Source organism: Pleomorphomonas sp. PLEO (assembly GCF_041320595.1).
GTDB lineage: Bacteria > Pseudomonadota > Alphaproteobacteria > Rhizobiales > Pleomorphomonadaceae > Pleomorphomonas.
Map to the genome: position 1 here is coordinate 2,108,281 of NZ_CP166625.1, position 18,607 is coordinate 2,126,887.

The window sequence follows — 18,607 nt, forward strand, 5'->3', positions numbered from 1 at the left end:
GCTGCCAGATCCATCAGGCGTGACTATTATGGTCCATAGCGTTATGCCGCCCTGCTCGCGGGATATCACCGACCTCATCGGGGCGACGAGATCTGTTTTCCGGATATCGGTAAGCGCAGATTGCCCCTGGAAATATTCGAATAAACAGGATGCCGTTTGCTGGTAGCTGGCCGGGCCGGTCACCACCCCAACGTCCTGTTGGGATAGGAGCAAGCCGTTTCCTGTCCCGCAGGATGCAAGTGCAAGGGCGGTGACTACCAACAAGATATTTCGCATTTCATCCCCCAGGGCCAATGTGCCGCACAAGGACGAAAGCCGCCGATCACCGGTGATGTCAATTAATAACTCACGGAACTATAGCCGCCCGGTGTAGGCGTTGATGGCGTCCCCCACTGCTTCCTGGTCACCGCGCACGTTGTCTGGCAGCGTGGATAGGCGATAGTGGATCCACGCGCCGTAGACGGCAGGCTCAAGGAGATCCTGCAGGCGCAGAGAGTTGACGGCCTTAGCCATTGCCTTCGCCTCGGCCACGTTGCCGGCGGCGGCCATGCTCAGCAGCTCTTCCTTGGCCACGGCCCGAATAGCTTCCTCAGTGGCGTCGACGTCCTTCCGCGCCAGGTCAGAGGCCCGGCGGCGGATCCGGGCAAGCGTTTCAAACCGGCTCATCTCCGAAAAGATCTTATCGAGCGGCAGTCCTTCCGATCGCCGGCGGCTGATGAACCCTTGGCGCAGGAAGGCTGCACGCTTGGCCGGGGAACGGGGCCAGCGCTTGGCGATCTCCCAACCTATGGCGGGGGCGAGGATGGCGCTAGCGGCGCCCAGAAGGATGATCTCAACCGACATCGTGGTTCTCCTCGTCGCGTGGATCCCGGGTATGTTCGCGGGCGATCTTCTTCGCCTTGTCGAGCAGCGATGGCGTCTTGAAAAGTTCCAGCGCCCACCAAACAGAGAACGGCGGTTCACGAGATCCGGAGAACATATCCAGGACTCGATCATGGCGGGAACCAAAGATCAGTGCGAAGTCGGCCGGGCCGATGCCAATCTCTCCGCAAAGCCTTGAGAGCTCGTTTCCTCCCATAAATTCCCTCTCAGCTTTCCATGAGCTGCGTTTCCGCGAGTTTAGTGCATCAAAAAGACAAGCTCTCGCAGCCTGAAGCGCCTCTTCCTCCGTTGGGAATATCTTCTCTGTAGCTCCGTCCATGATGTATCTAGGCTGCATTCCAGGAGCCGCCCATTGAGCAAACCATCCGACAGTTTCACGCAGGATGTTTTGATGGCGGATTGTATTTGCGACGTAGAACGTCGCGGGGGTCATAGGTTTTGGCATGGATCCTCCTGCATTGCCCATCACGGGCGGGGCTGCACACGTGCAGCAAAATGAAATTCACCGGCTAGAGTCGTGGCCGTCAATCACAACTGAACGTCTGGGCAACTCCCAGCCTTGCTGCTGATTTTCGGGCGTCCGCCCTTACCCACGTAGATGCCGCACTCGTAGCCGTCCGGATCGCGGAGGATGGTATCGCGGACGGTGTAGCCATCAGGCAATTCGACTTCAAAAAGCTCAGCGTGGCCATCTCGCTCGTTATTGCCGAGAGAGAAACGGGGGTCGACGTTGCCGGCGATATAGTGCTTGGTGATGTACATGGTGGTTTCCTCTTTGATGTGGTCTTGTTGATCGCTCGTCACCGGTTTCGCGGGCTGGCAGTGACGAGCATTCGTAGCCAAGAATATAAAGGATAAACGCCGGTCCTACAGCTCCGGCAATATCCCTTTCATCCATATTCCTCCTCATCCAGAGACCTTTCCGCCCGCGCTCTCCGCGCCCAAGGCGGGTAAGTCCTCGTCTATGCCCCCTTATGCCCGGCCACCGCTTGAAGCGGCTCCGGGCGCGGGCGATCAATCGCAAGAGGGCAAGTGGATTAGGTGCAGAAGGGAGAGGCGAAGATCAGGTAATGCCGGCCGTCGATGATGGCGGTCTCGGCGTTGCCTTCCATGCCATGGGCGGTCCAAAGCCAGCCGATGTCGTAGCCCTCGACGTCGGGCGACAAATCAACGATGCCGCCGAACTCGTCCCATGAAAGGACTTCGTCTTCTTGGGTCTCGCTGTCGTGGCTGGCGGGACGAATGAGGCGGCATTCCAGGGCGACGACGTGCAGGCTAAGCCCGTTGATGGTCCAGATGCCCTTGAGCACGCATCGCGGGTTATTCTCGCCGCCGGCCTCGCGCCATACCGGCTCGACAACTTCGACGGTGGGGAACCCGGCGGGCGAGCTGATGGCCTGCTCAATGGCTGGGCCAGAAAGGATGGTGATTGCCGACATGGCTATTACCTCTGCATCACTGATTTCACGATGAGACCGTTCCCTATCCCGTTGAAATCTTCAGTTGGGTTTTCTGACTGAGCCCACATTTCGCAGGCATCCGCGCCGGCTTCATCACGGCTGACGGCTTCGACCTCGACCGTATAAGTTACGGTTTCTGTCAGGGTGATGGTGAATTTTGCCATGGTTTATTCCTCCATCAGTTGGAGTTCGCACCGGAGCGCATAAGGCGCCGGCATGGGGACGGCGTCGCCGTTGCGATCAACGATCACGCGAACGGCAGCAGGTGTTTCGAGGGCGGCGCCGCAATCTTCGGCGGATAGCCCATGGTCGACCACGTAGACATGGCCGGCGAGGATAAGGAGAAGTGCCCAGCTCATGGCGTGACACCTCCTGACCTGGCGGCGGCGCGCGTGTGGTTGATGGCTGTCAGGATCAACCGGCGATGCGGTGCCGAGTGGCAGGCGTTGGCCCTGCCAAGGGCGTGCCGTAGCGCGTCCAAGGCGTTGGAGAGGTCGCGGCGCGCAAGGCAAGCGGCGGCGAGCGACAGGAACAGCCGGCAGGATTCCGCGGGCGTCATGGCTTTTACTCCGAACCGTTGATGCCGATTGCTTCCCCGTACGGGATGACTAGTGGGTCCTTGGCTAGGTCGACCTCGAGCTTTGCCAGCGCGTCCGCCAACTCTTGGCGTTCGTCTGGCAGCTCGCTTTCAATCCATTGGCGGTAGCTGATGGACGTTGAAGGGTCGGCGAGCGCTGTTTCGTGCTGGCTGATCGTGTCGGCAAGATCCTTGATCCGACCGAAACCGTATTCTGCCGTCTTGGCAGTCCGCCGGATGGCGTCGCGGGCTTCGTTTACCGTTCGACCATGGGCTATAAGGCTGCCGGTGCCGTAGTTGGCGTTTATTTGGCAGTCGTTCCAATGGAAAAGAGGCATGGCGTCACCGTGCCGCGTTGAGTTCGGCGGTGATCTTCTCGATCACGCTATCGGAGGCGACGCCCTGCCCGGTGCAGGTGCGAGCCCAGACGGTCAGCCCCGCAAAGTCCTTGTCGACCTTCTCGCCATGCTCGGCGAGGCGATCGGCGAGCCAATCGGACACAATCCAATGCTCGAAAACTTCCCACTCGTGCGGCTCGATGTCGAATTCTTCGCAAAGTTCCTGCCAGCCGGAGCAAGCCCAGCTTTGGCCGTCGGTGGAGTCGCGAAACTGGCTGTTGGGCGGGAATTTGGTGGTGTCGGTGACGTCTTCCCACCCGGCTTCCGTGGCGGCTTCCTCGTAGTCGAGGATAGGGGAGACAAGCTCAACGGCGGCGTCCATCAACCCGCCTAGATCATCAGCACCGTGCGGATAGTCGCCACCGGCCAGCGTCGAAACCAGAAACGAAATGCAGTAGTGCACTTCCCGGCGGACAAGGTCTTCAGCGGTGATGGTCATGGTCTTCAGTCCTCAGAATTGCCCAGATGGGCGGGTTTGAGCATTGGCGCTCGGGAAGGGCGCACCGGCCGGAGCCGGCCGCCCTGCCGGGGCGTCAGTGGCCGAACTCGACGAAGTGCTGGCGCACGGCCGACACTTGCTCGTCAAAGTCGATGCGCTCGGCGTCGCAGAATTCGATAAGCGACACGAGAAGGTGAAACAGGCCGATATCGGCCGACCCCTCATCATCGATGCGGGCTGCTTCGGTGTGCTGCGCGATGGCCTGCCGGCCAAGTTCAGCTAGCTCATTGTTGATCATCATCTTCCCCCTTGGCAGCGCGTCGGACTCTCCGGCGTGCGGTGAAGGGGGCCGGCCGTAGCCGGCCAACCTGTTAGCGAATACATTCGAGGTGGCATGCGTCAGCCCAACTGGCGGCGGTGAACGTCTCGCCGTGGTCGCGCTTGTAGACCGCGCCGGGCGTGGGGCTGGACAGATCAGGCAGCCAGCCATATTCACGCGCCGTCTGTTCGGGGCTGAAGGCCTCGTCATCAGGGGCGGGCACTTCCTCGCATTCGTCGATCAGGTCTTTCTCGTAGATCTCGACGTAGCAATGAGCCGCGCCGTGTTCGTCCTGTAGTGCCTCAACCTTGGCCATCCAGTTGGATGTGTCGGCGTCCTGCGGCTTGTCGCTGTCGTCGAGCATGATATTAACGAGCTTGATTGCCTCATCTTCGGCCCGGTCAAACTTGGCGTAGACGTCCATAACGATGCCGGGGGTTGAGAAGTGCTCGGCGGTGAGAAGAAAGACTTTCATGGCAGGTTCCTCAGTTCAAACGGGCGTTTGTGCGGGACCGGTAGACCTGAATGGCGGCATCCATCCACGCATTGCGGGCGCTGGCGGTATCGGCGCCTAGGGTGTGGCCGTCTTCGGTCTGAATGAGAAACCCGCCCTGGAGCATGCCGCGAGCCGTGCGGACGGTAAGTCTCGCGTCCGGGTAGGTGGCTTGCACTTGGGTGCGGTAGGCGGCGGTTTCGTCGATGTAGTGCAACATGGCCGGATGTCCTCGATAGTGCCCATGGCGGGCGGGATTGACACTCAGGGAAGGCGCAGCGGCTAACAGCCGCCCGCCTTGCCGGAAGGTCAGGACGATTTGGGGAGTTTGCATTCGTCGTACAGCCAAGTGGGGCCGAACTCGTTACGCAGCCCGTGGAGCAGGGTTCCCATACCGGGGACGGGGCCGATCCAGATGCGGGCGTTGTACCAATAGATCATGCTCAATTCGTCGCGCCAGTTGTCACAGCCTCGCGAACGATCGGCCTTTCGCTTGTGCGCGGCTGCGAAGGCTTGCAGGGCGGCGACTTCGTCATCGGTTAGGTCGCGGTGCTTGGTCATGGTCGGTTCCTCTCAGACTGCCCACGGCGGGCGGGGTATCGGGCCGGTATCTGGCACCTTGGGAAGGCTCACCACCCTTGCGGGAAGCCGCCTTGCCGAGTGGTCAGACGTAGGTGAGAAAGGCGCCCGTGGTCGCGCTATGCACTGCGACGCGATACCCGCCGCTCGCCGGCTCGTCGACGCGATAAACGCTGTTCTCGCAGCCCTCGTAATAGTCACGAAGGAATTTGATCCAAGCCTTGGTCGCAGCGAGCGGGGAGGTGAAGGTCATTGTCGCGGGCCTCAGTGCTTGCCCATCAGGGCGGGTTGATCTGGCGTTCGAGGCAGCGGCAGCGGGATTGTTCCCGCCCCGCTAGCTGCAACGTCAGACGCGGGCGAGCGCTTCGGCCTGCCACGTGCCAGCGGCGAACGAGCCAAGCCACTTCATGGCAAAGGCGCGGCGATCGCCTTCCATCTCACGGGAGACCGCTGCGACATCGCCATAGGCTTCAGCAGCGATCAGGGCGGACGTGACGGCGCGGCGGGCAGACTGTGAAAGGTTGGACATCTCGACATCCTCAATGGTTGCCCATGATGGGCGGGGCGGGTGCCTCAACGGCTACCCATGACCTCGATATACGCCACGCCATTTTCGTTTTCAAGAATGAAAATGCAGATACGCAAAGAATTCTCACGATTGACGCAAGGCAACGGCAGGAAGGGGCAGAGTCCATCGAGGCCAGGTGTTGAGGCTTGCCGCGCCTCGCAGAGTCATCGAGGAGGGCCGAGAGGTCGACGACGACGTGAAACATGTGTTTCACAGTGAGGTATGACCCCGCCCCCCCGCGCTTAACGAATGCGCGCGCGATACACGGGACCGCTTCGGCCCTCATTTCTTTCACGGTGCAGCAAATGACTTTTTGATTCGTCCATAAGAGCGACGATATGCACCATCTATTCTTACGGCTGGTCATATTCATTTTCATTTCTGAGAATTGCTTGACAGGGACTCAGACGTCAGGCATGAAAACGTCAATGTCCAAAAATGCCTCTGGAACCGACGGGCCGCCGAAGTATCGGCCCTGGGCTCCTCCACGGGCTGCAGGCAAGGTCGTACAGAGCCTGTTTGGACGCGGATCACCAAGAGATCGCGGATACGACGCGGAGTGGGACAGGATCTCGCGGGCATATCGCCGGCAGCATCCGTTCTGTGAGGCGTGCGAGCAGATTGGCCGGGATACGCTGGTTGATGTCGTCGACCACATCCTGCCGGTCCAGGATCGCCCGGATTTGGTGCATGAGCGGTCCAACCTCTGGAGCCTTTGCACCCTTCATCACGGCTGGAAAGGCCGAATGGAGACGTTCGCCCGGGGCAATGGCCAGTTGGGCGCGTTGCCGGACTGGTGCAGGCGGCCCGAGACGAGGCCGAGGCAATTTAGGTTAGATCTGTGGTTGTAGTCATTTGAGGTAGTGGTGCCAAAGACGGCAATACATCAACCATAGGATGAATTCGATGCGGCGAGGTGTTAAATGGCCGGGAGATCCGAGTAGCGGCCGCGGGGCTTGCGATGATCCGGTCCGCATCGAAATAGCTCGGCGAGCACCGCGGATTGGACGTGCAGGGAGAGCAAACGCGGCACCGGTGGGGCGCGCGACCCACATCCCGGCCACCCGACAGCTACGATAGTGTGTTGGTCCGTGGGCCAGCCGGCTTCAAGTCCGGCCTCGCTGATTGAATGATGCGGCCATGATACCGGACGAAGCGGCCATGTAGCGTCTGGCCGGCCCTTACGGGTGGTTCGGAGGGTTTACGCGCTTTCCCGGCTGCATCTTGGGTACAGTGCTGCGACCGAGGCCCGGCCGGCGACGGCAGATTCTCGCAGCCGTGACGGCAGAGTGGCGCCAACCTAGATGCCGTGGGGACGCGAAACTGGTCAGTAGGCGTGGCTTCATGCTGGGCCAAATACCAGCCCAAAACCTGCAAAGGAGCGAAGCCCATGCGCACCGTCCGAATTGCTTGGCCGGAAGGCCAGCGGCATCCATCGTTCATTGAGGAAACATCTGGATTTGCAATCCAAGGCATCCGCCGTGCGAACCTTCTTCTCGCCGTTGGCCAGCCGCCAACGCTCGAAGCTGAAATCTTCGTATCGAAGGTTGGTATCGATGGCGCACTATCCTCGCGGTTCAAGATGATCCACCCGCACGACGGCGATTTCCGCGAGGTCGCGAGCATCACCTTCGCCGACGGCTCCGTGGTGGATCTCTGACATGAAGACCTGGCATGTAGCTGGCGCCGCCATCTCCTGTTTCGTCCTGATATCCACGGCGGCCAGCATCGTTCACTCATTCCCACCCATGGCGCTGGTGCTGGCATCTGTTGCCGGTGTCGGGATTGGCCATCTGACGGCCCGCCGCCGCTTCGATGCCGAGGTGCATGATCTTGGCCTCCGCGTGAAGCAGGAGAAGGCGCGGGTTGTCGATCTCAAGAGCCGGCGCGTCCTCTATGTCGATCCCGTTGATGACAAGGATAAGCCTTTGTTCGGGTAGCCCAGCCGGAGGTGGCTTGATAACGCCGGCAGACGTCAACCGAGGCAGGTGAAGACGCACCCTGATTCCACTACGTGAAGGCCGGCGTTGTGGTGCCCGGATGGTCCGTAAGTTCCTGTGCCGTTTGGAGATAGCGTAGCCCTTGGAAACGCGTCAGTGCTGCCGGCCGGGAAACTGACCTCTCCCGGCCGGCAGCCATATGAGGTTCAACATGGGTGGTAAGGGGTCAGGTGGCCATAACCGGCTTAGCGACGCCGAGAAGATCGCCAAGGGCACGTTTAGGCCAAGCCGATCGGACGACGTCTACAAGGTCGAGGCTGCCGCCAAGGTGGTCACCGGCCCCTGGTTGTCATCCATACCGGAGCCAAACCTGCCGCTTGATGGGATCGCCCGGCAGAAATACGACGAGATCACCAAGACCCTCTTCGACCAGAACAAGCTGACGATGGCGACGGTGCTGACCGCCGAGCAATACGCTCTGCAGTACGGTCAGCAGTTCTCGCGCCTGACCGCCGGCAAGTCGGTTTCGGTATCCACCACGCTTATGCTGGAGAGGATGCTTCGGGACCTCCGGATCGCCGAGGAGGCGCCAGTCCTTGCCAGCCCGGGAGAAAGGTCGAACCGCTTCCGGCGCACCGGCTTCTCAATCCGCGCCGTTGCGTCATCTCAGGAGGGATGATTTCCGGTTCCCGCCGATCTATCTCGATGTGGATGGCGATGTCGAGGAGTTCACTGACTTCCCGGCCATAGCCAAGGCCTATGCAGAATCGGTCGTTGAGGGCCGCGAGCCGGCATGCCGCTACGTCAAGCTGGCGTGCAAGCGCTATCTGCGGATGCTCCGCAGGGCGGCCGATCCGAATGCGCCGTTCACCTTCTCGCCGGCGCATGCGGTCGACTTCCTGGACTTCTGGGAGAAGTGCCCGGTCGGCGACAACTGGCGGGGCGAAAACTACGTCGAGAAGGAGCCGTTTCAGGTCTTCATCGGCTGTTCGATTTATGGGTTCCGCCGCAAAGACCGCTGGCAATCTCGCTGGGTAAATTGGGTCTACCTGGAAATCCCTCGAAAGCACGATAAATCGGGGACTGCGGCGGTTATCGGGCTCTACGACGGCCTGTTCACGCTGTCGAAAGAGCCGAACATCATCATCGGCGCCGCGAGCGAGGACCAGGCCAAGTACGTCTTCAACGCCGCGGCGCGCATCATCTCGGAAGAGACCGAACTCGCCGAGACGCACAAGATCGAGGTGACGCAGAAGATCATCCGGTTCGGCAAGAACCGGGGATTGATGCAGAAGCTCGCGACGATCCCCAAGAACCAGGATGGTTGGAACCCATCCACGATCATCCTTGACGAGCTGCACTCGCAAAACCCGGGCCTCTACCAGGTGCTCAAGTCCGCAATGGGCGCCCGGTCGAACCAGCTCATGTTCCAGATCACCACCGCAGGCCGGCAGGCCTGGGGGCTTGGCTGGGAGGAGCGAACCAATGCAATTCGGGTTCTGCAGGGCGAAAACGTTGATGATCGCATGTTCGCTCTCATCTTCACCGTCGATGACGAGGATCTGAAGGACGAGAAGCGGCTTCTCACCGATGAGGATATCTGGATCAAGGCGAACCCGATGTGGGGCGTCTCGATCGATCCGGACTCGGTCAGGAGTTTCGCGCAGAAGGCCCGGTTCTCGCCGGTCGACAGGGAAGAGTTCTTCCGGACGCGCCTCAATATCTGGAGCAACGCGGCAACCGGGCTGGTCGACCCGCAAGCATGGGCCGAATGCGCCGACCCGACCGTGACTTTGGAGACGATGGTCGGGCGGAAGTGTTGGATCGGCGTCGACCTTAGCCATTACCGGGACATGACGGCGATTGTCTTCCTGTTCGAGGAATTGGGCTATCAGACCCCGATATTCGGGCGGTTCTACCTGCCGGAGTCATCGCCTACGCTGCAGAGCCCCAATCTGCATGCGCTGATGATGGATTGGCACGATCGCGGCGAGCTGATCATCCAGCCGACAGGCAAGATCGATCTCGATGCGTTGCGGAGGGACATCCTCGTCTACTGCGAGGTCTTCGACGTCCAATCGATCGGTTACGACCATGCCGCCGGCGGATCGGAGCTGTTCAAGACGCTCTATGAGGACGACGGCATCGAGTACGTGTTCGATTTCCCGAACCGGCCAACCACGATGACGGTCCCCACTGAGGACCTGATGGCATCGATCGCCAGCAGGCAGTTGGTGCATGACGGTAGCGAGTGCCTGCGCTGGCACATGCTCAACGCCGTCGGCGATATCAGGGCAAACGGAACGATCCTACCCAAGAAGGACGGCCCGAACAGCGAGCGCAAGATCGATGGCTTCGTGGCCGCGGTGATGGCGAACGCCATGCGCATGGGTGCCGAGGGCATCAAGGCGCGCAAGAAGTCCAAGGAAGTGGTCGACCCCTACCTCAAGCGGGGTCTGCTCGGTGCGGAGACTGTGAGCAATGGATCTCTCTGAGAAGCAGGGCAGCTCCGGCTCGGCGCTGACCGATATCGACGGGATGTCGATGACGGACATGGTTGCCGCGTTCGGGCAGACGTGGGGCGCCTTCTCCATCACTCAGGCGCTCCAGCAGGCAGCCTTCCTCGTCTGCTGTGACATCCTGGCCCAGGATATGGCAAAGGCCCCTCTGCAGCTCTGCACGCGGCTGAAGAATGGCACCTATCGTGTCATGGAGGCCAAGGAGCATGAGGCTGCGGCATTCCTTGCTCTGGACCCGAACTATCGGCACACATGGTTCGAGTTCAAGGAGATGATGGGCCTTTGGGGCGCGATCTCCTCGAACAGCTACGCGGTGGTGAAGCGGGCGCCCAATGGTGATGCTCTCGAGCTGATCCCGGTCCAGTTCGGCAACGTGTCCAGCATCCTTTCCGGGCGCGCGGTATTTTATGACGTCACAGCAGGAAGCATCCAGGAAGCCGCGCTGCTAGGTGGATCATTCCTCCGGGTCCCCGAACGCGACATGATCCATGTCCGGAGCCGTATCCTCAATGGCTTCGATGGCTACTCGACGATGATGGCTGGTCGGAAGACTCTTCAGACCGGCGAGGCGATCGAGACCTATCGCGACGATCTGTTTTCAGATGGTGCCGAGATCCGCGGCGTCTTCGAAAAGGAACTCGGGGCCACCATTCTGCCAGAGGAGGTGTTCAACCGCCTCCGCTCGCAGTTGAAGCTGATGATGAACCGGTTTTCCCGCAACAAGGAGCCGATCATCCTGGAGGGCTTGAAGTTCTCCCCGATTGCCAGCAATCCACAGGATGCCGAGCTGACCAAGCAGTTCGAGGCGCAGATCGTTGCAACTGGTCGCCTGCTCCGTATCCCGCCGCAGAAGATGTTCCATCTGGTCAACGTCAAGTACGAGAACCTTGACACCATGGAGAAGAGCTACATCGGCGACACCATGGAGCCGTTCCTGCAGCGCTACGAAGGCCGATACGACCGCGCATTGCTCTCCGACAAGGACCGGCTCGCAGGGCTGACCATCCGCCACAACCGGGAAGCCCTGCTGCTGACCGACTACAAGGCCGAAACCGAGCGTCTTTCCAGGATGGTTGAGCGGTCGGTGATCAAGCGGAACGAAGCGCGTGGGAAGATGGGGCTTTCCCCAGATCCTGACGGCGACGTCTATCTCCTTCCCTCCGGCTATTCCCTCGTCAAAGAGGATGGAACGGTCGTGGCGGCCAGCAGCAAGCCAAGCTCCGATGCCGGCACCACTCCCGCGCCGGATCAACCGGCTCAGTCAGGGAAGACTGAGCTCCATCTCGTGAAGGGCTGACCTGACATGGCAAACATTACTCCTACGGCGATCAATAACGCCGGTAACGAGCTCGCCTGGGCGGCTTCCGCTCCCGCTGGCGACGTCATCATCTACCGCGGCGGCACGCTCGTCGTGGAGTTTCAGAACGGCCATTCGTCCTCGATCACCGTATCGGCCGCCCCCACGCGGACCACGGCCCAGGTGGAGGGAGTCGGCAAGGTGGACGTTCCGACGCGCAGCCTGGTGCTGGCCGCCGGCGAGCCGGGCATCTTCGTGTTCACGCCGGATGAGATCTCCGCTTATCGCAACGCCGCCGGCAATCTCCCCATCGCCTACGCCAGCGGCAACGCGGCTCTGACGGTGCGCGCCTTCACCATCAACTGAGGGCGCCATCGCCATGCCGAAGATCATTTCCCCCGATGAGTACCGGGAGAAGCGGAAGGACTTTTGTCGTTCCGATGGCACGGTGCTCAAGGCGGTCGCCTTCAAGGCCCCGCCGAGCTGGGACCCAGAGAAGCGCACGGCGCGCTTCATCATGTCGACCGAGGAGCCGGATCGCGATCGCGATATCGTCGTCCAGGCCGGCATCGACCTCACCAACTTCCTGAAAAACCCTGTGGCGCTCTATCGCCACTACAGCGAGTTCCCGATCGGCAACTGGTCAGCGCTATCGCTGATCACTGCCGGCCGGCCCAAGCGTACCGAGGGCGATCTCAACTTCCTTGCCGAAGAGGTAGACGAAGACGCCGATCGGTGTGCTCGCCATGTTGCGGCCGGGTCTCTCAAGGCGGTCTCCATTGGGTTTCTACCGAAGAAGCTCCGTCAGCGAGAACGCGACGAGGATAGCAACTGGCCGGGGTATGAGATCACGGAAAGCGAGCTCGTCGAGTGCTCGCTCTGCACCATCCCAGCTCAGCCGGGCGCACTCGCCAAGATGGCGGATCACGATGCCAAGCTTGCCAGACTCGAGATCGAAGAAGTCCTCGATTCGTGGGCTCTTGACCCGGTCACTAGGCTCCTGACCCCCCGCAAGGATTACGAGGCAGCCTACAAGGTGATCTCCGCCAAGGCCTTCGCCGACCTCATCCCGAAGGCTGCGGATGAGCCTCCTCCTCCGCCGGCGACCGACGCCAAGGAGGGTGGTGACCAGTCCAGCGAGGCTGGAGTCGCTGCGAAGGACGGTGGCGAAGAGGACGGCGGCGAAGGCTGCGGTGAGGGCGATGAGCCCGAGATGGATGAGGCCGGCTGCCAGCCCAAGCCGAAGGCCGAAGATGCCAAGTCTGAGGATAGCCTCGTCCATCGCATCGTGACGGCGATCACGAAGATCCTGAAACCTCAGCCGCCGGAACCGCCGGCGCCTCCCAGCGAAGCCGATATCGCATCAGCGAAGAAGGCCGCGAACGAAACCCTCCAGCGGCTCAAGGACGCTGGCCTCATCACCGACTGACCAATCCCGACCGGGCACGAACCGAGGGAGACAGGGCGCCGAAAGGTGCCCTTTTTCATGGAGACTATCATGATCAAGAAGCTGCGCGCCCGGATCAAGGAGCTGGGCGAAGGTCTGAAGGCGCTTACCACGAAGGAAGCGCTCGAGCTCGAAGACCTCAAGAAGGTCGGCGAGATCAACACCGAGATCAAGGAGATCGAGGCTCAGATCAAGACCCTGGAGGAGGCCGAGCAGACCCTCGTCCGGACATCGTCTGCTCCGGCCGATCAGTCGATAGAGCAGCCCAATCAGCAGCCCGCCGTGGTCAAGGACAGGCATGACTTCAAGGCCAAGATCGGCCTTCTGGCCATTGCCACGGCGATGGGTGCCAACGGGAAATCCGACCCGCTCGAGGTTCTGCGTAAGGGCGGCTACGGCGGTCTCGCCGATGAGTTCTCCGCCAGTACCGCTCGTCAGAAGGCTCTGAATGCATCGTCGGCTGTCGGTGGTGGAATTCTCATCCCCGAGAATATGTCGGAAGAGATCATTGAGTTCCTGCGCCCCCAGACCGCGTTCCTTCGCGGCAACCCGCGTCCCGTACCGATGCCGAACGGCACCTTCACGCAGGCCGGCGGCGCCACCGGGGCTTCGGCGAGCTACGGTACCGAGCTTTCCAATGCCGCTGCGACCGAAGAGACCTTCCGCGACATCAATATGGTCGCCAAGGAGCTCAAGGCGCTGATCCCGATGTCGAACCAGTTCCTGCAGTTCTCCATTGCTGGCGCTCGCGCCTTCGTGGAGGCGGACCTGCGTCAGGCTCTGACCGAAACCATGGACTCGAATATGTTCCGTGGTGACGGCCTCCAGGGGCGACCGCTCGGCCTGTTCAACATCCCCGGCATCGGCTCCAATGCCGCGACAAACTCGACCACCCCGACTGTGGCCAACATCGATAGCGATCTCCGCAAGGCGATCAACTATCTTACCACGCGCAATGTATCGCTGCAGTCGGCGGCATGGGTGATCGGCCGCCGCACGATCGGCTACATGGAAGACCTTCGCGATGGCAACGGCAACTTCGTATTCCCGACGCTGCAGGCCGCGAACCCGACGCTGAAGCGTATCCCGGTGCTCGACACCACGAACCTGCCCGAGAACCTGGGCGCCGGTAGCAATGAAGGTGTCATCGCCCTCATCGCCTTCGGCAACGTGTTGTTCGGCGAGGCTTCCTCGCTCGAGTTCCGCGCCTCCGATCAGGCCGCCTACTACGACGCCGGCGGCACCATGCGGTCGGCATTCCAGCGCGGCGAGACCCTGATCCTCGGCCTGATGCAGCACGATGTCGCGCTGCGCCATCTGCCGGCGGTCCACACCCTCACGGCCGTCAAGTACGGCGGCTGATGATCAACGCCTGATCTGATCAGGCAAAAGGAGCGCAAAATCATGAGCGATGAAAAGTTGGTCTCGGTGCGGTTCGTGAAATGCCACGGCCCGTACATGCCGGGCAATGTTGCCGGGTTCGACCCGAAGATCGCGCAGGCCCTCAAGGACAAGAAGATCGCCGTCGACCCCACCGAAACGGCGGATTCTACTGCCCCCGTCGAGGAAAATAAGGCCAAGCCGCCCAAGCCGCCGCAAGAGCCCAAACCTACCGTCAATCCCGACGACGTCGAGATCCCGGAAGGGTGGGGCGATGAGCACCACCTCCAGCAGATCGCCCTCGCCAAGAAGCTCAAGCCCGATGAGCCGAAGATGGATAAGGCGCGGGCGATCGAGATCATCACCACCGAAATCGAACGCCGGAAGGTCAACGAGCAGTGACACTGCCGCCAGCCGGAGATCAGGAGAAGTCATGAACCCGAAATTCCACAATGGCGGTGCCTATTGCCGTTCCGCCTTCGTGGCGATCAACAAGACCGCCACTGCTGCTGGCACTGGTGATGCCACGGAAGTCGATGGCGCCTGGGTTGACCGCAAGCCGTCCGATGCCGGCGCCTTCATGTCGGCGAAGCTCGTAATCGCGTATACGGCTACGCTGGCGGCGACGAAGACGCTCGCCATCGCTGCGCAGTTCCGCGATGCCACGGACTCCTCTGGCACCAGCGCTGACGACTATGGTGACGCCATCGCCTCGACGGTTGTTGCTACCGGTCCTGCCGGCGGCGGCACGGTGACTGGCACCGTGGAGGTCGATGTAGACCTGGCCGCGGCCCGCGAGTTCATCCAGGCGCAGGTTACCCCCGATTTGAACGCCTCTGGTACCGATACCGTCGAATGGTCGGCTGTGTTGCTGCTGTTTGGCACTGATCGCCAGCCGATTACTCAGGCCATCGACAGCGTCAAGTCCTGGGAGTGATTTCGGCGCATGGGCTTCCGCGCTGAAAGAAGGCGGGTGGGGCGGTCGGCGCTCCTATCGTCCCACCCGCTGAATATCGGAGATCAGATCATGCTCGACATCGAAGTCACCACGGCGCCTACCACGGATGCCGAGTTCGATGTGCTCTCCGTTGATGCGCTGCGCCGCCACATGCGCGTCGCGAGTTCCAGCGCCAATGTGCTGGCCGACTGTGAAGACGCGATCAAGGATACGGTCGCTTCTCTCGGCGGGCGTAGCGGGGTTCTCAATCTCACGATCCTCCCGACGACATATGCCCTCTACCTCCCGGCATTCCCCAACGGGGTGATCGACCTGCCCTATCCGCCGGTGCGGTCCATCACGTCGATCGTCTACAAGGACTCCGCGGGAACCGAGCAGACGCTTTCCTCCAGCGCCTACACGCTTCGCCGAGGCAGCATCGAGGCGGAGATCTTCAAGCGCAGCGATGTCGACTGGCCGTCGACAGATCCGGATGATCCCCGGGCCGTGAAGATCACGTTTGCCGCTGGCTACTTGGCAGCCGATGTACCTGACAACCTCAAACGACTCGTCAAGCTGATCGCAGCGGCCTGGTACGAGAACCGGGAAGCCGAGTTCATTGGTGGTTCCGGGAATGCCTCGGTCCCGCAGAAGATCATCTTCGGCTTCGATTTCCTCGTCACGCAGCTTCGCCGGCCGCTACCCTTTGGAGAAGGCTGATGCGCAGCGGACGTAACCGGGCTGAGGTGCAGATCCTGCACATGCAGGAAGGCACTACTGATGAGTACGGGGTGCCTGCGACTACCTGGCCAGTGTTCATTGAGGCCAATGCCAGTGTCTTCATCAAGCGCGGCGGCGAGCAGTTCAAGAATGGCGTCTCCTACAGCGCCGATACGGCCGTGTTCACGTTCCGCTATGAGGATGTCGACGGCATCAACAGCACGATGCGCATCAACTTCGATGGCCAGCTCTACGAGATCAAGTCCATCCTGCCGGATCTGATGAAGCATGAGAGCACCATCGTTGATGCCGTGATCTACAACGCCCAGCAAGGCGGGACGCCATGAGCGCCATCACCATCACAGTTGACGTTCTCAAGGCCAATGCCGGCGTCGCCGCGTTGGTTGGCACCAAGATCTCTGTCAAGGATGGCACCCCAACGGCAGCCCCATCTAAGATCGAGGTCGAGGAGGTAAACGAGGACGAGGGATACATGCTATCCGGCGCCTCTGGGTTCCCGCAGACAAGGGTGACGGTCAGTTGCATCGCATCATCGCCGTCTGTTGCCCGCCAAATCGGCAAGGCGGTCAAGGCCGCTCTGAACGATTTCACCGGTGTGATCGGGACCTATTGGGCGAACTTCCAGAAGGAAGGCACGGAGTACCCGGATAGCAACGATGACCTCACGATCTTCCGCCTGATGATCGATTACAACCTCGACTGGAAGACCAATGGCTAGCGGGCTCACCGGAGACAAGGATCTGCGCGCCGCATTGCGCCGCATGGCCGATGAGATGGCCAGCAAGGGCCTTGATGCCGCCATGGTGGCATCGCTGGAGCCCATGAAGGAAGCGACGGTGGCGAATGCCACCAGGCTTAGGGTGCCCGGGCCGACGCCAAGAGGTGGCCATCTGGATCAAGGCGTCGCGGTTGTCCCGAAGTCGAGGAGCAGAGCCAAGCGGATCTACTGGCTCACCTTCGCCAAACGTGCCCGCAAGATCGCCCATCTGGTCGAGTACGGCACGGCGCCGCACTGGCAACCCAACTATCGCGGCGGCTGGATGCATCCTGGTGCCCGGCCCAAGCCGTTCGCCCGCCCTGCCTTTGAGCAGAACAAGGAAGAGACGCTTTCGCGCCTCGGCCGGTTCGCATGGCAGATCCTTAGGCTCTCAATGGTTGGAGGCGCTAGGACGAGACGATGAGACGCAAGCTCTCTACGGCGATCCCCGCCGATCAAGACATCACGGCCCAGACCACAACGCCCGCCCCTCCGGCGGGCGAAGTTGTCTCTGGCCTACCCGAATGCGGAATGACCGAGGGCCGTTGGTCAGGTCTCCCGCACTGGAGCTGCAGCAAGTGCGGCTTCGAAACCCTCGTCCAAACCGAAGCCGACCGGCACATGAATGCCTGCTCGGCGACCAAACCTGGAGGTTGAGATCATGGTTGCCACTCAGGGCGTCATCGCGAAAGGTATGAGCTTCAAGGTTGGTGATGGCGGCACCCCCACCGAAGTCTTCACGGCAATCGCCGACGTCACCAGCATCAAGATCAGCGGCCGCCAGGCCGATGAGATCGAGTTCACCCACCTTCTTTCCGATATGAAGGAGTTCAAGCCCGGTTTCGTCGACCCTGGCTCGATCGCGCTGTCGCTGCAGTTCAACCCGGCGATTGCGACCCATGACAGCGCCACCGGGGTTGAGTCGTGGCTGGCCAGCGGCGCCATGAAGAACTTCAAGGTCGTGTTCCCCTCCACCGTCGGGAAGACGCTGTCCGGTGTTGGTTTCGTGAAGTCGAACGAGATCTCCGGCGAGGCCAGCGGCAAGATTACCGGTGAGTGCACGTTCCGCCTCTCCGGCCTCACGACGTGGGGTGATTCAGCGTGACCAATCCGGAAGCCCAACTCACTGGCGTCGTCGACTTCCCGGAAGCCGGCGACAACGTCTATCTCAAGCTTACCACGGCAGACTTTCTGCAAGTCCAGGCGCGCTTCGGCGAAGATTGGATGCAGAAGGTCAATCACGGCTTCGACAAGTTTGATTTCGACGTTCTCACTGCTATCGCGGAACTCGGCGGTAAGAGGGGTGGCAAGTCGCAGAAGATCAATATCGGCGGCATCGAAAACCTTACCCTTATCGATCTCCGCGATAAACTCCGCGACGCCTATTTCTATGCCTACTGCGGTCGGTCCTTCATGGAACAGGTCGAGTTCGCCTTCAAGGCACAAGCCGATGCGGCAGCCAAGGGCGAACCTGACGACGAGGACGACGACGGTTCCCCCCGGAACCCGGAGGCTTCGTCGGAGCGCTAAGGGCTCAGGCATTCCGGGCAGGATTACATCCAAACGAGTTCTGGGATCTCGCCCCGTGTGAGGTCCTGGCTTTCATCTCCGCATCAACGCGCCGTCGCCTCGAGGAAGCCTGGGCAATCGCGTGGTTGCAGCGGATCGATGCCGACAAGTTCCCGAGACGCGCATCCGACCTATTCCCTGGCTCTGGCGGCGAAAAGCCTATGAGCGCAGAGAAGATAGCGCGCGTCCTCGACAAGGTCTTTGGCACCAAGGGGGCGTGACATGGCTGTTCAATTCGGGTCCATGTATGCCTCCTTGACGGCTGATATCCAGCCGTTCTTGACAGGTATGGCCCGCGCCGAGCA

At 61.1% G+C, this 18,607-nt stretch carries 31 protein-coding genes; 16 read left to right on the forward strand and 15 right to left on the reverse strand.

Features of this window, described 5'->3' with window-relative positions:
* Positions 1-354 precede the first annotated feature (354 nt).
* From AB6N07_RS09780 to AB6N07_RS09850, 15 genes are all read right to left on the reverse strand, one after another.
* Positions 355-843, reverse strand: coding sequence for a hypothetical protein (locus tag AB6N07_RS09780; RefSeq protein ID WP_370677611.1), 489 nt, complete (start codon positions 841-843; stop codon positions 355-357).
* Positions 833-1,327 (reverse strand): hypothetical protein, encoded by a 495-nt coding sequence (locus AB6N07_RS09785; RefSeq protein ID WP_370677612.1) that lies wholly within the window; start codon positions 1,325-1,327, stop codon positions 833-835. The genes AB6N07_RS09780 and AB6N07_RS09785 overlap by 11 nt, the downstream gene beginning before the upstream one ends.
* Positions 1,328-1,410: 83 nt before the next feature.
* Positions 1,411-1,644 (reverse strand): hypothetical protein, encoded by a 234-nt coding sequence (locus AB6N07_RS09790; protein ID WP_370677613.1) that lies wholly within the window; start codon positions 1,642-1,644, stop codon positions 1,411-1,413.
* 275 nt (positions 1,645-1,919) lie between these two features.
* Positions 1,920-2,321 (reverse strand): hypothetical protein, encoded by a 402-nt coding sequence (locus tag AB6N07_RS09795; RefSeq protein ID WP_370677614.1) that lies wholly within the window; start codon positions 2,319-2,321, stop codon positions 1,920-1,922.
* A gap of 5 nt (positions 2,322-2,326) precedes the next feature.
* Positions 2,327-2,506: a DpnD/PcfM family protein gene (locus AB6N07_RS09800; protein ID WP_370677615.1), complete on the reverse strand. Its 180-nt coding sequence runs from the start codon at positions 2,504-2,506 to the stop codon at positions 2,327-2,329.
* Between the two features lie 3 nt (positions 2,507-2,509).
* Positions 2,510-2,701 carry a hypothetical protein gene (locus AB6N07_RS09805; RefSeq protein ID WP_370677616.1) on the reverse strand — a complete coding sequence of 64 codons (192 nt, stop codon included), beginning with the start codon at positions 2,699-2,701 and terminating at the stop codon, positions 2,510-2,512.
* On the reverse strand, positions 2,698-2,901 hold the full coding sequence (locus tag AB6N07_RS09810) for a hypothetical protein (protein WP_370677617.1): 204 nt from the start codon (positions 2,899-2,901) through the stop codon (positions 2,698-2,700). The genes AB6N07_RS09805 and AB6N07_RS09810 overlap by 4 nt, the downstream gene beginning before the upstream one ends.
* 5 nt (positions 2,902-2,906) lie before the next feature.
* Positions 2,907-3,257, reverse strand: coding sequence for a hypothetical protein (locus tag AB6N07_RS09815; protein ID WP_370677618.1), 351 nt, complete (start codon positions 3,255-3,257; stop codon positions 2,907-2,909).
* Positions 3,258-3,261: 4 nt separating this feature from the next.
* A complete protein-coding gene (locus AB6N07_RS09820; RefSeq protein WP_370677619.1) occupies positions 3,262-3,756 on the reverse strand; it encodes a hypothetical protein in 495 nt (164 codons plus the stop codon).
* A gap of 94 nt (positions 3,757-3,850) precedes the next feature.
* A complete protein-coding gene (locus AB6N07_RS09825) occupies positions 3,851-4,057 on the reverse strand; it encodes a hypothetical protein (RefSeq protein ID WP_370677620.1) in 207 nt (68 codons plus the stop codon).
* 70 nt (positions 4,058-4,127) lie between these two features.
* Positions 4,128-4,550, reverse strand: a complete 423-nt coding sequence (locus tag AB6N07_RS09830; RefSeq protein WP_370677621.1) for a hypothetical protein — start codon at positions 4,548-4,550, stop codon at positions 4,128-4,130.
* Positions 4,551-4,560: 10 nt separating this feature from the next.
* Positions 4,561-4,788 (reverse strand): hypothetical protein, encoded by a 228-nt coding sequence (locus AB6N07_RS09835; RefSeq protein WP_370677622.1) that lies wholly within the window; start codon positions 4,786-4,788, stop codon positions 4,561-4,563.
* Positions 4,789-4,877: 89 nt separating this feature from the next.
* Complete coding sequence (locus tag AB6N07_RS09840; protein ID WP_370677623.1) at positions 4,878-5,129, reverse strand: hypothetical protein; 252 nt, start codon at positions 5,127-5,129, stop codon at positions 4,878-4,880.
* Between the two features lie 103 nt (positions 5,130-5,232).
* Positions 5,233-5,400 carry a hypothetical protein gene (locus tag AB6N07_RS09845; RefSeq protein ID WP_370677624.1) on the reverse strand — a complete coding sequence of 56 codons (168 nt, stop codon included), beginning with the start codon at positions 5,398-5,400 and terminating at the stop codon, positions 5,233-5,235.
* A 93-nt stretch (positions 5,401-5,493) separates the two neighbouring features.
* Positions 5,494-5,676, reverse strand: a complete 183-nt coding sequence (locus AB6N07_RS09850) for a hypothetical protein (protein ID WP_370677625.1) — start codon at positions 5,674-5,676, stop codon at positions 5,494-5,496.
* 1,429 nt (positions 5,677-7,105) lie between these two features.
* Here AB6N07_RS09850 and AB6N07_RS09855 point away from each other — a divergent pair.
* From AB6N07_RS09855 to AB6N07_RS09930, 16 genes are all read left to right on the forward strand, one after another.
* A complete protein-coding gene (locus AB6N07_RS09855) occupies positions 7,106-7,375 on the forward strand; it encodes a hypothetical protein (RefSeq protein ID WP_370677626.1) in 270 nt (89 codons plus the stop codon).
* Between the two features lies 1 nt (position 7,376).
* The gene (locus tag AB6N07_RS09860) at positions 7,377-7,655 is read left to right on the forward strand and encodes a hypothetical protein (protein ID WP_370677627.1); all 279 of its coding nucleotides are present in this window, start codon (positions 7,377-7,379) and stop codon (positions 7,653-7,655) included.
* A gap of 211 nt (positions 7,656-7,866) precedes the next feature.
* A complete protein-coding gene (locus AB6N07_RS09865) occupies positions 7,867-8,334 on the forward strand; it encodes a hypothetical protein (RefSeq protein WP_370677628.1) in 468 nt (155 codons plus the stop codon).
* Positions 8,312-10,150: a terminase large subunit gene (locus AB6N07_RS09870; protein ID WP_370677629.1), complete on the forward strand. Its 1,839-nt coding sequence runs from the start codon at positions 8,312-8,314 to the stop codon at positions 10,148-10,150. The genes AB6N07_RS09865 and AB6N07_RS09870 overlap by 23 nt, the downstream gene beginning before the upstream one ends.
* Positions 10,137-11,471, forward strand: coding sequence for a phage portal protein (locus AB6N07_RS09875; protein ID WP_370677630.1), 1,335 nt, complete (start codon positions 10,137-10,139; stop codon positions 11,469-11,471). The genes AB6N07_RS09870 and AB6N07_RS09875 overlap by 14 nt, the downstream gene beginning before the upstream one ends.
* A gap of 6 nt (positions 11,472-11,477) precedes the next feature.
* Positions 11,478-11,837: a hypothetical protein gene (locus AB6N07_RS09880; protein WP_370677631.1), complete on the forward strand. Its 360-nt coding sequence runs from the start codon at positions 11,478-11,480 to the stop codon at positions 11,835-11,837.
* A 13-nt stretch (positions 11,838-11,850) separates the two neighbouring features.
* A complete protein-coding gene (locus AB6N07_RS09885; protein ID WP_370677632.1) occupies positions 11,851-12,900 on the forward strand; it encodes an HK97 family phage prohead protease in 1,050 nt (349 codons plus the stop codon).
* Positions 12,901-12,969: 69 nt separating this feature from the next.
* Entirely contained in the window at positions 12,970-14,280 is a 1,311-nt protein-coding gene (locus AB6N07_RS09890) for a phage major capsid protein (protein ID WP_370677633.1), read from the forward strand.
* Positions 14,281-14,322: 42 nt separating this feature from the next.
* Positions 14,323-14,700 carry a hypothetical protein gene (locus tag AB6N07_RS09895; RefSeq protein WP_370677634.1) on the forward strand — a complete coding sequence of 126 codons (378 nt, stop codon included), beginning with the start codon at positions 14,323-14,325 and terminating at the stop codon, positions 14,698-14,700.
* Between the two features lie 31 nt (positions 14,701-14,731).
* On the forward strand, positions 14,732-15,235 hold the full coding sequence (locus AB6N07_RS09900) for a hypothetical protein (RefSeq protein WP_370677635.1): 504 nt from the start codon (positions 14,732-14,734) through the stop codon (positions 15,233-15,235).
* A 90-nt stretch (positions 15,236-15,325) separates the two neighbouring features.
* A complete protein-coding gene (locus AB6N07_RS09905; RefSeq protein ID WP_370677636.1) occupies positions 15,326-15,955 on the forward strand; it encodes a hypothetical protein in 630 nt (209 codons plus the stop codon).
* The gene (locus AB6N07_RS09910) at positions 15,955-16,302 is read left to right on the forward strand and encodes a phage head closure protein (protein ID WP_370677637.1); all 348 of its coding nucleotides are present in this window, start codon (positions 15,955-15,957) and stop codon (positions 16,300-16,302) included. Before AB6N07_RS09905 ends, AB6N07_RS09910 begins: the two co-directional genes overlap by 1 nt.
* Positions 16,299-16,694: a DUF3168 domain-containing protein gene (locus AB6N07_RS09915; protein ID WP_370677638.1), complete on the forward strand. Its 396-nt coding sequence runs from the start codon at positions 16,299-16,301 to the stop codon at positions 16,692-16,694. The genes AB6N07_RS09910 and AB6N07_RS09915 overlap by 4 nt, the downstream gene beginning before the upstream one ends.
* Positions 16,687-17,157 carry a hypothetical protein gene (locus AB6N07_RS09920; RefSeq protein ID WP_370677639.1) on the forward strand — a complete coding sequence of 157 codons (471 nt, stop codon included), beginning with the start codon at positions 16,687-16,689 and terminating at the stop codon, positions 17,155-17,157. Before AB6N07_RS09915 ends, AB6N07_RS09920 begins: the two co-directional genes overlap by 8 nt.
* Positions 17,158-17,394: 237 nt before the next feature.
* The gene (locus AB6N07_RS09925) at positions 17,395-17,838 is read left to right on the forward strand and encodes a phage tail tube protein (protein ID WP_370677640.1); all 444 of its coding nucleotides are present in this window, start codon (positions 17,395-17,397) and stop codon (positions 17,836-17,838) included.
* The gene (locus tag AB6N07_RS09930; RefSeq protein WP_370677641.1) at positions 17,835-18,263 is read left to right on the forward strand and encodes a hypothetical protein; all 429 of its coding nucleotides are present in this window, start codon (positions 17,835-17,837) and stop codon (positions 18,261-18,263) included. The genes AB6N07_RS09925 and AB6N07_RS09930 overlap by 4 nt, the downstream gene beginning before the upstream one ends.
* The last annotated feature ends 344 nt before the right edge of the window (positions 18,264-18,607 follow it).

Excerpts from the sequence above, each read along its gene's own strand:
- AB6N07_RS09780 (WP_370677611.1), bottom strand. The coding sequence starts at position 843 with ATGTCGGTTGAGATCATCCTTCTGGGCGCCGCTAGCGCCATCCTCGCC.
- AB6N07_RS09785 (WP_370677612.1), bottom strand. The coding sequence starts at position 1,327 with ATGCCAAAACCTATGACCCCCGCGACGTTCTACGTCGCAAATACAATC.
- AB6N07_RS09790 (WP_370677613.1), bottom strand. The coding sequence starts at position 1,644 with ATGTACATCACCAAGCACTATATCGCCGGCAACGTCGACCCCCGTTTC.
- AB6N07_RS09795 (WP_370677614.1), bottom strand. The coding sequence starts at position 2,321 with ATGTCGGCAATCACCATCCTTTCTGGCCCAGCCATTGAGCAGGCCATC.
- AB6N07_RS09800 (WP_370677615.1), bottom strand. The coding sequence starts at position 2,506 with ATGGCAAAATTCACCATCACCCTGACAGAAACCGTAACTTATACGGTC.
- AB6N07_RS09805 (WP_370677616.1), bottom strand. The coding sequence starts at position 2,701 with ATGAGCTGGGCACTTCTCCTTATCCTCGCCGGCCATGTCTACGTGGTC.
- AB6N07_RS09810 (WP_370677617.1), bottom strand. The coding sequence starts at position 2,901 with ATGACGCCCGCGGAATCCTGCCGGCTGTTCCTGTCGCTCGCCGCCGCT.
- AB6N07_RS09815 (WP_370677618.1), bottom strand. The coding sequence starts at position 3,257 with ATGCCTCTTTTCCATTGGAACGACTGCCAAATAAACGCCAACTACGGC.
- AB6N07_RS09820 (WP_370677619.1), bottom strand. The coding sequence starts at position 3,756 with ATGACCATCACCGCTGAAGACCTTGTCCGCCGGGAAGTGCACTACTGC.
- AB6N07_RS09825 (WP_370677620.1), bottom strand. The coding sequence starts at position 4,057 with ATGATGATCAACAATGAGCTAGCTGAACTTGGCCGGCAGGCCATCGCG.
- AB6N07_RS09830 (WP_370677621.1), bottom strand. The coding sequence starts at position 4,550 with ATGAAAGTCTTTCTTCTCACCGCCGAGCACTTCTCAACCCCCGGCATC.
- AB6N07_RS09835 (WP_370677622.1), bottom strand. The coding sequence starts at position 4,788 with ATGTTGCACTACATCGACGAAACCGCCGCCTACCGCACCCAAGTGCAA.
- AB6N07_RS09840 (WP_370677623.1), bottom strand. The coding sequence starts at position 5,129 with ATGACCAAGCACCGCGACCTAACCGATGACGAAGTCGCCGCCCTGCAA.
- AB6N07_RS09845 (WP_370677624.1), bottom strand. The coding sequence starts at position 5,400 with ATGACCTTCACCTCCCCGCTCGCTGCGACCAAGGCTTGGATCAAATTC.
- AB6N07_RS09850 (WP_370677625.1), bottom strand. The coding sequence starts at position 5,676 with ATGTCCAACCTTTCACAGTCTGCCCGCCGCGCCGTCACGTCCGCCCTG.
- AB6N07_RS09855 (WP_370677626.1), top strand. The coding sequence starts at position 7,106 with ATGCGCACCGTCCGAATTGCTTGGCCGGAAGGCCAGCGGCATCCATCG.
- AB6N07_RS09860 (WP_370677627.1), top strand. The coding sequence starts at position 7,377 with ATGAAGACCTGGCATGTAGCTGGCGCCGCCATCTCCTGTTTCGTCCTG.
- AB6N07_RS09865 (WP_370677628.1), top strand. The coding sequence starts at position 7,867 with ATGGGTGGTAAGGGGTCAGGTGGCCATAACCGGCTTAGCGACGCCGAG.
- AB6N07_RS09875 (WP_370677630.1), top strand. The coding sequence starts at position 10,137 with ATGGATCTCTCTGAGAAGCAGGGCAGCTCCGGCTCGGCGCTGACCGAT.
- AB6N07_RS09880 (WP_370677631.1), top strand. The coding sequence starts at position 11,478 with ATGGCAAACATTACTCCTACGGCGATCAATAACGCCGGTAACGAGCTC.
- AB6N07_RS09885 (WP_370677632.1), top strand. The coding sequence starts at position 11,851 with ATGCCGAAGATCATTTCCCCCGATGAGTACCGGGAGAAGCGGAAGGAC.
- AB6N07_RS09890 (WP_370677633.1), top strand. The coding sequence starts at position 12,970 with ATGATCAAGAAGCTGCGCGCCCGGATCAAGGAGCTGGGCGAAGGTCTG.
- AB6N07_RS09895 (WP_370677634.1), top strand. The coding sequence starts at position 14,323 with ATGAGCGATGAAAAGTTGGTCTCGGTGCGGTTCGTGAAATGCCACGGC.
- AB6N07_RS09900 (WP_370677635.1), top strand. The coding sequence starts at position 14,732 with ATGAACCCGAAATTCCACAATGGCGGTGCCTATTGCCGTTCCGCCTTC.
- AB6N07_RS09905 (WP_370677636.1), top strand. The coding sequence starts at position 15,326 with ATGCTCGACATCGAAGTCACCACGGCGCCTACCACGGATGCCGAGTTC.
- AB6N07_RS09910 (WP_370677637.1), top strand. The coding sequence starts at position 15,955 with ATGCGCAGCGGACGTAACCGGGCTGAGGTGCAGATCCTGCACATGCAG.
- AB6N07_RS09915 (WP_370677638.1), top strand. The coding sequence starts at position 16,299 with ATGAGCGCCATCACCATCACAGTTGACGTTCTCAAGGCCAATGCCGGC.
- AB6N07_RS09920 (WP_370677639.1), top strand. The coding sequence starts at position 16,687 with ATGGCTAGCGGGCTCACCGGAGACAAGGATCTGCGCGCCGCATTGCGC.
- AB6N07_RS09925 (WP_370677640.1), top strand. The coding sequence starts at position 17,395 with ATGGTTGCCACTCAGGGCGTCATCGCGAAAGGTATGAGCTTCAAGGTT.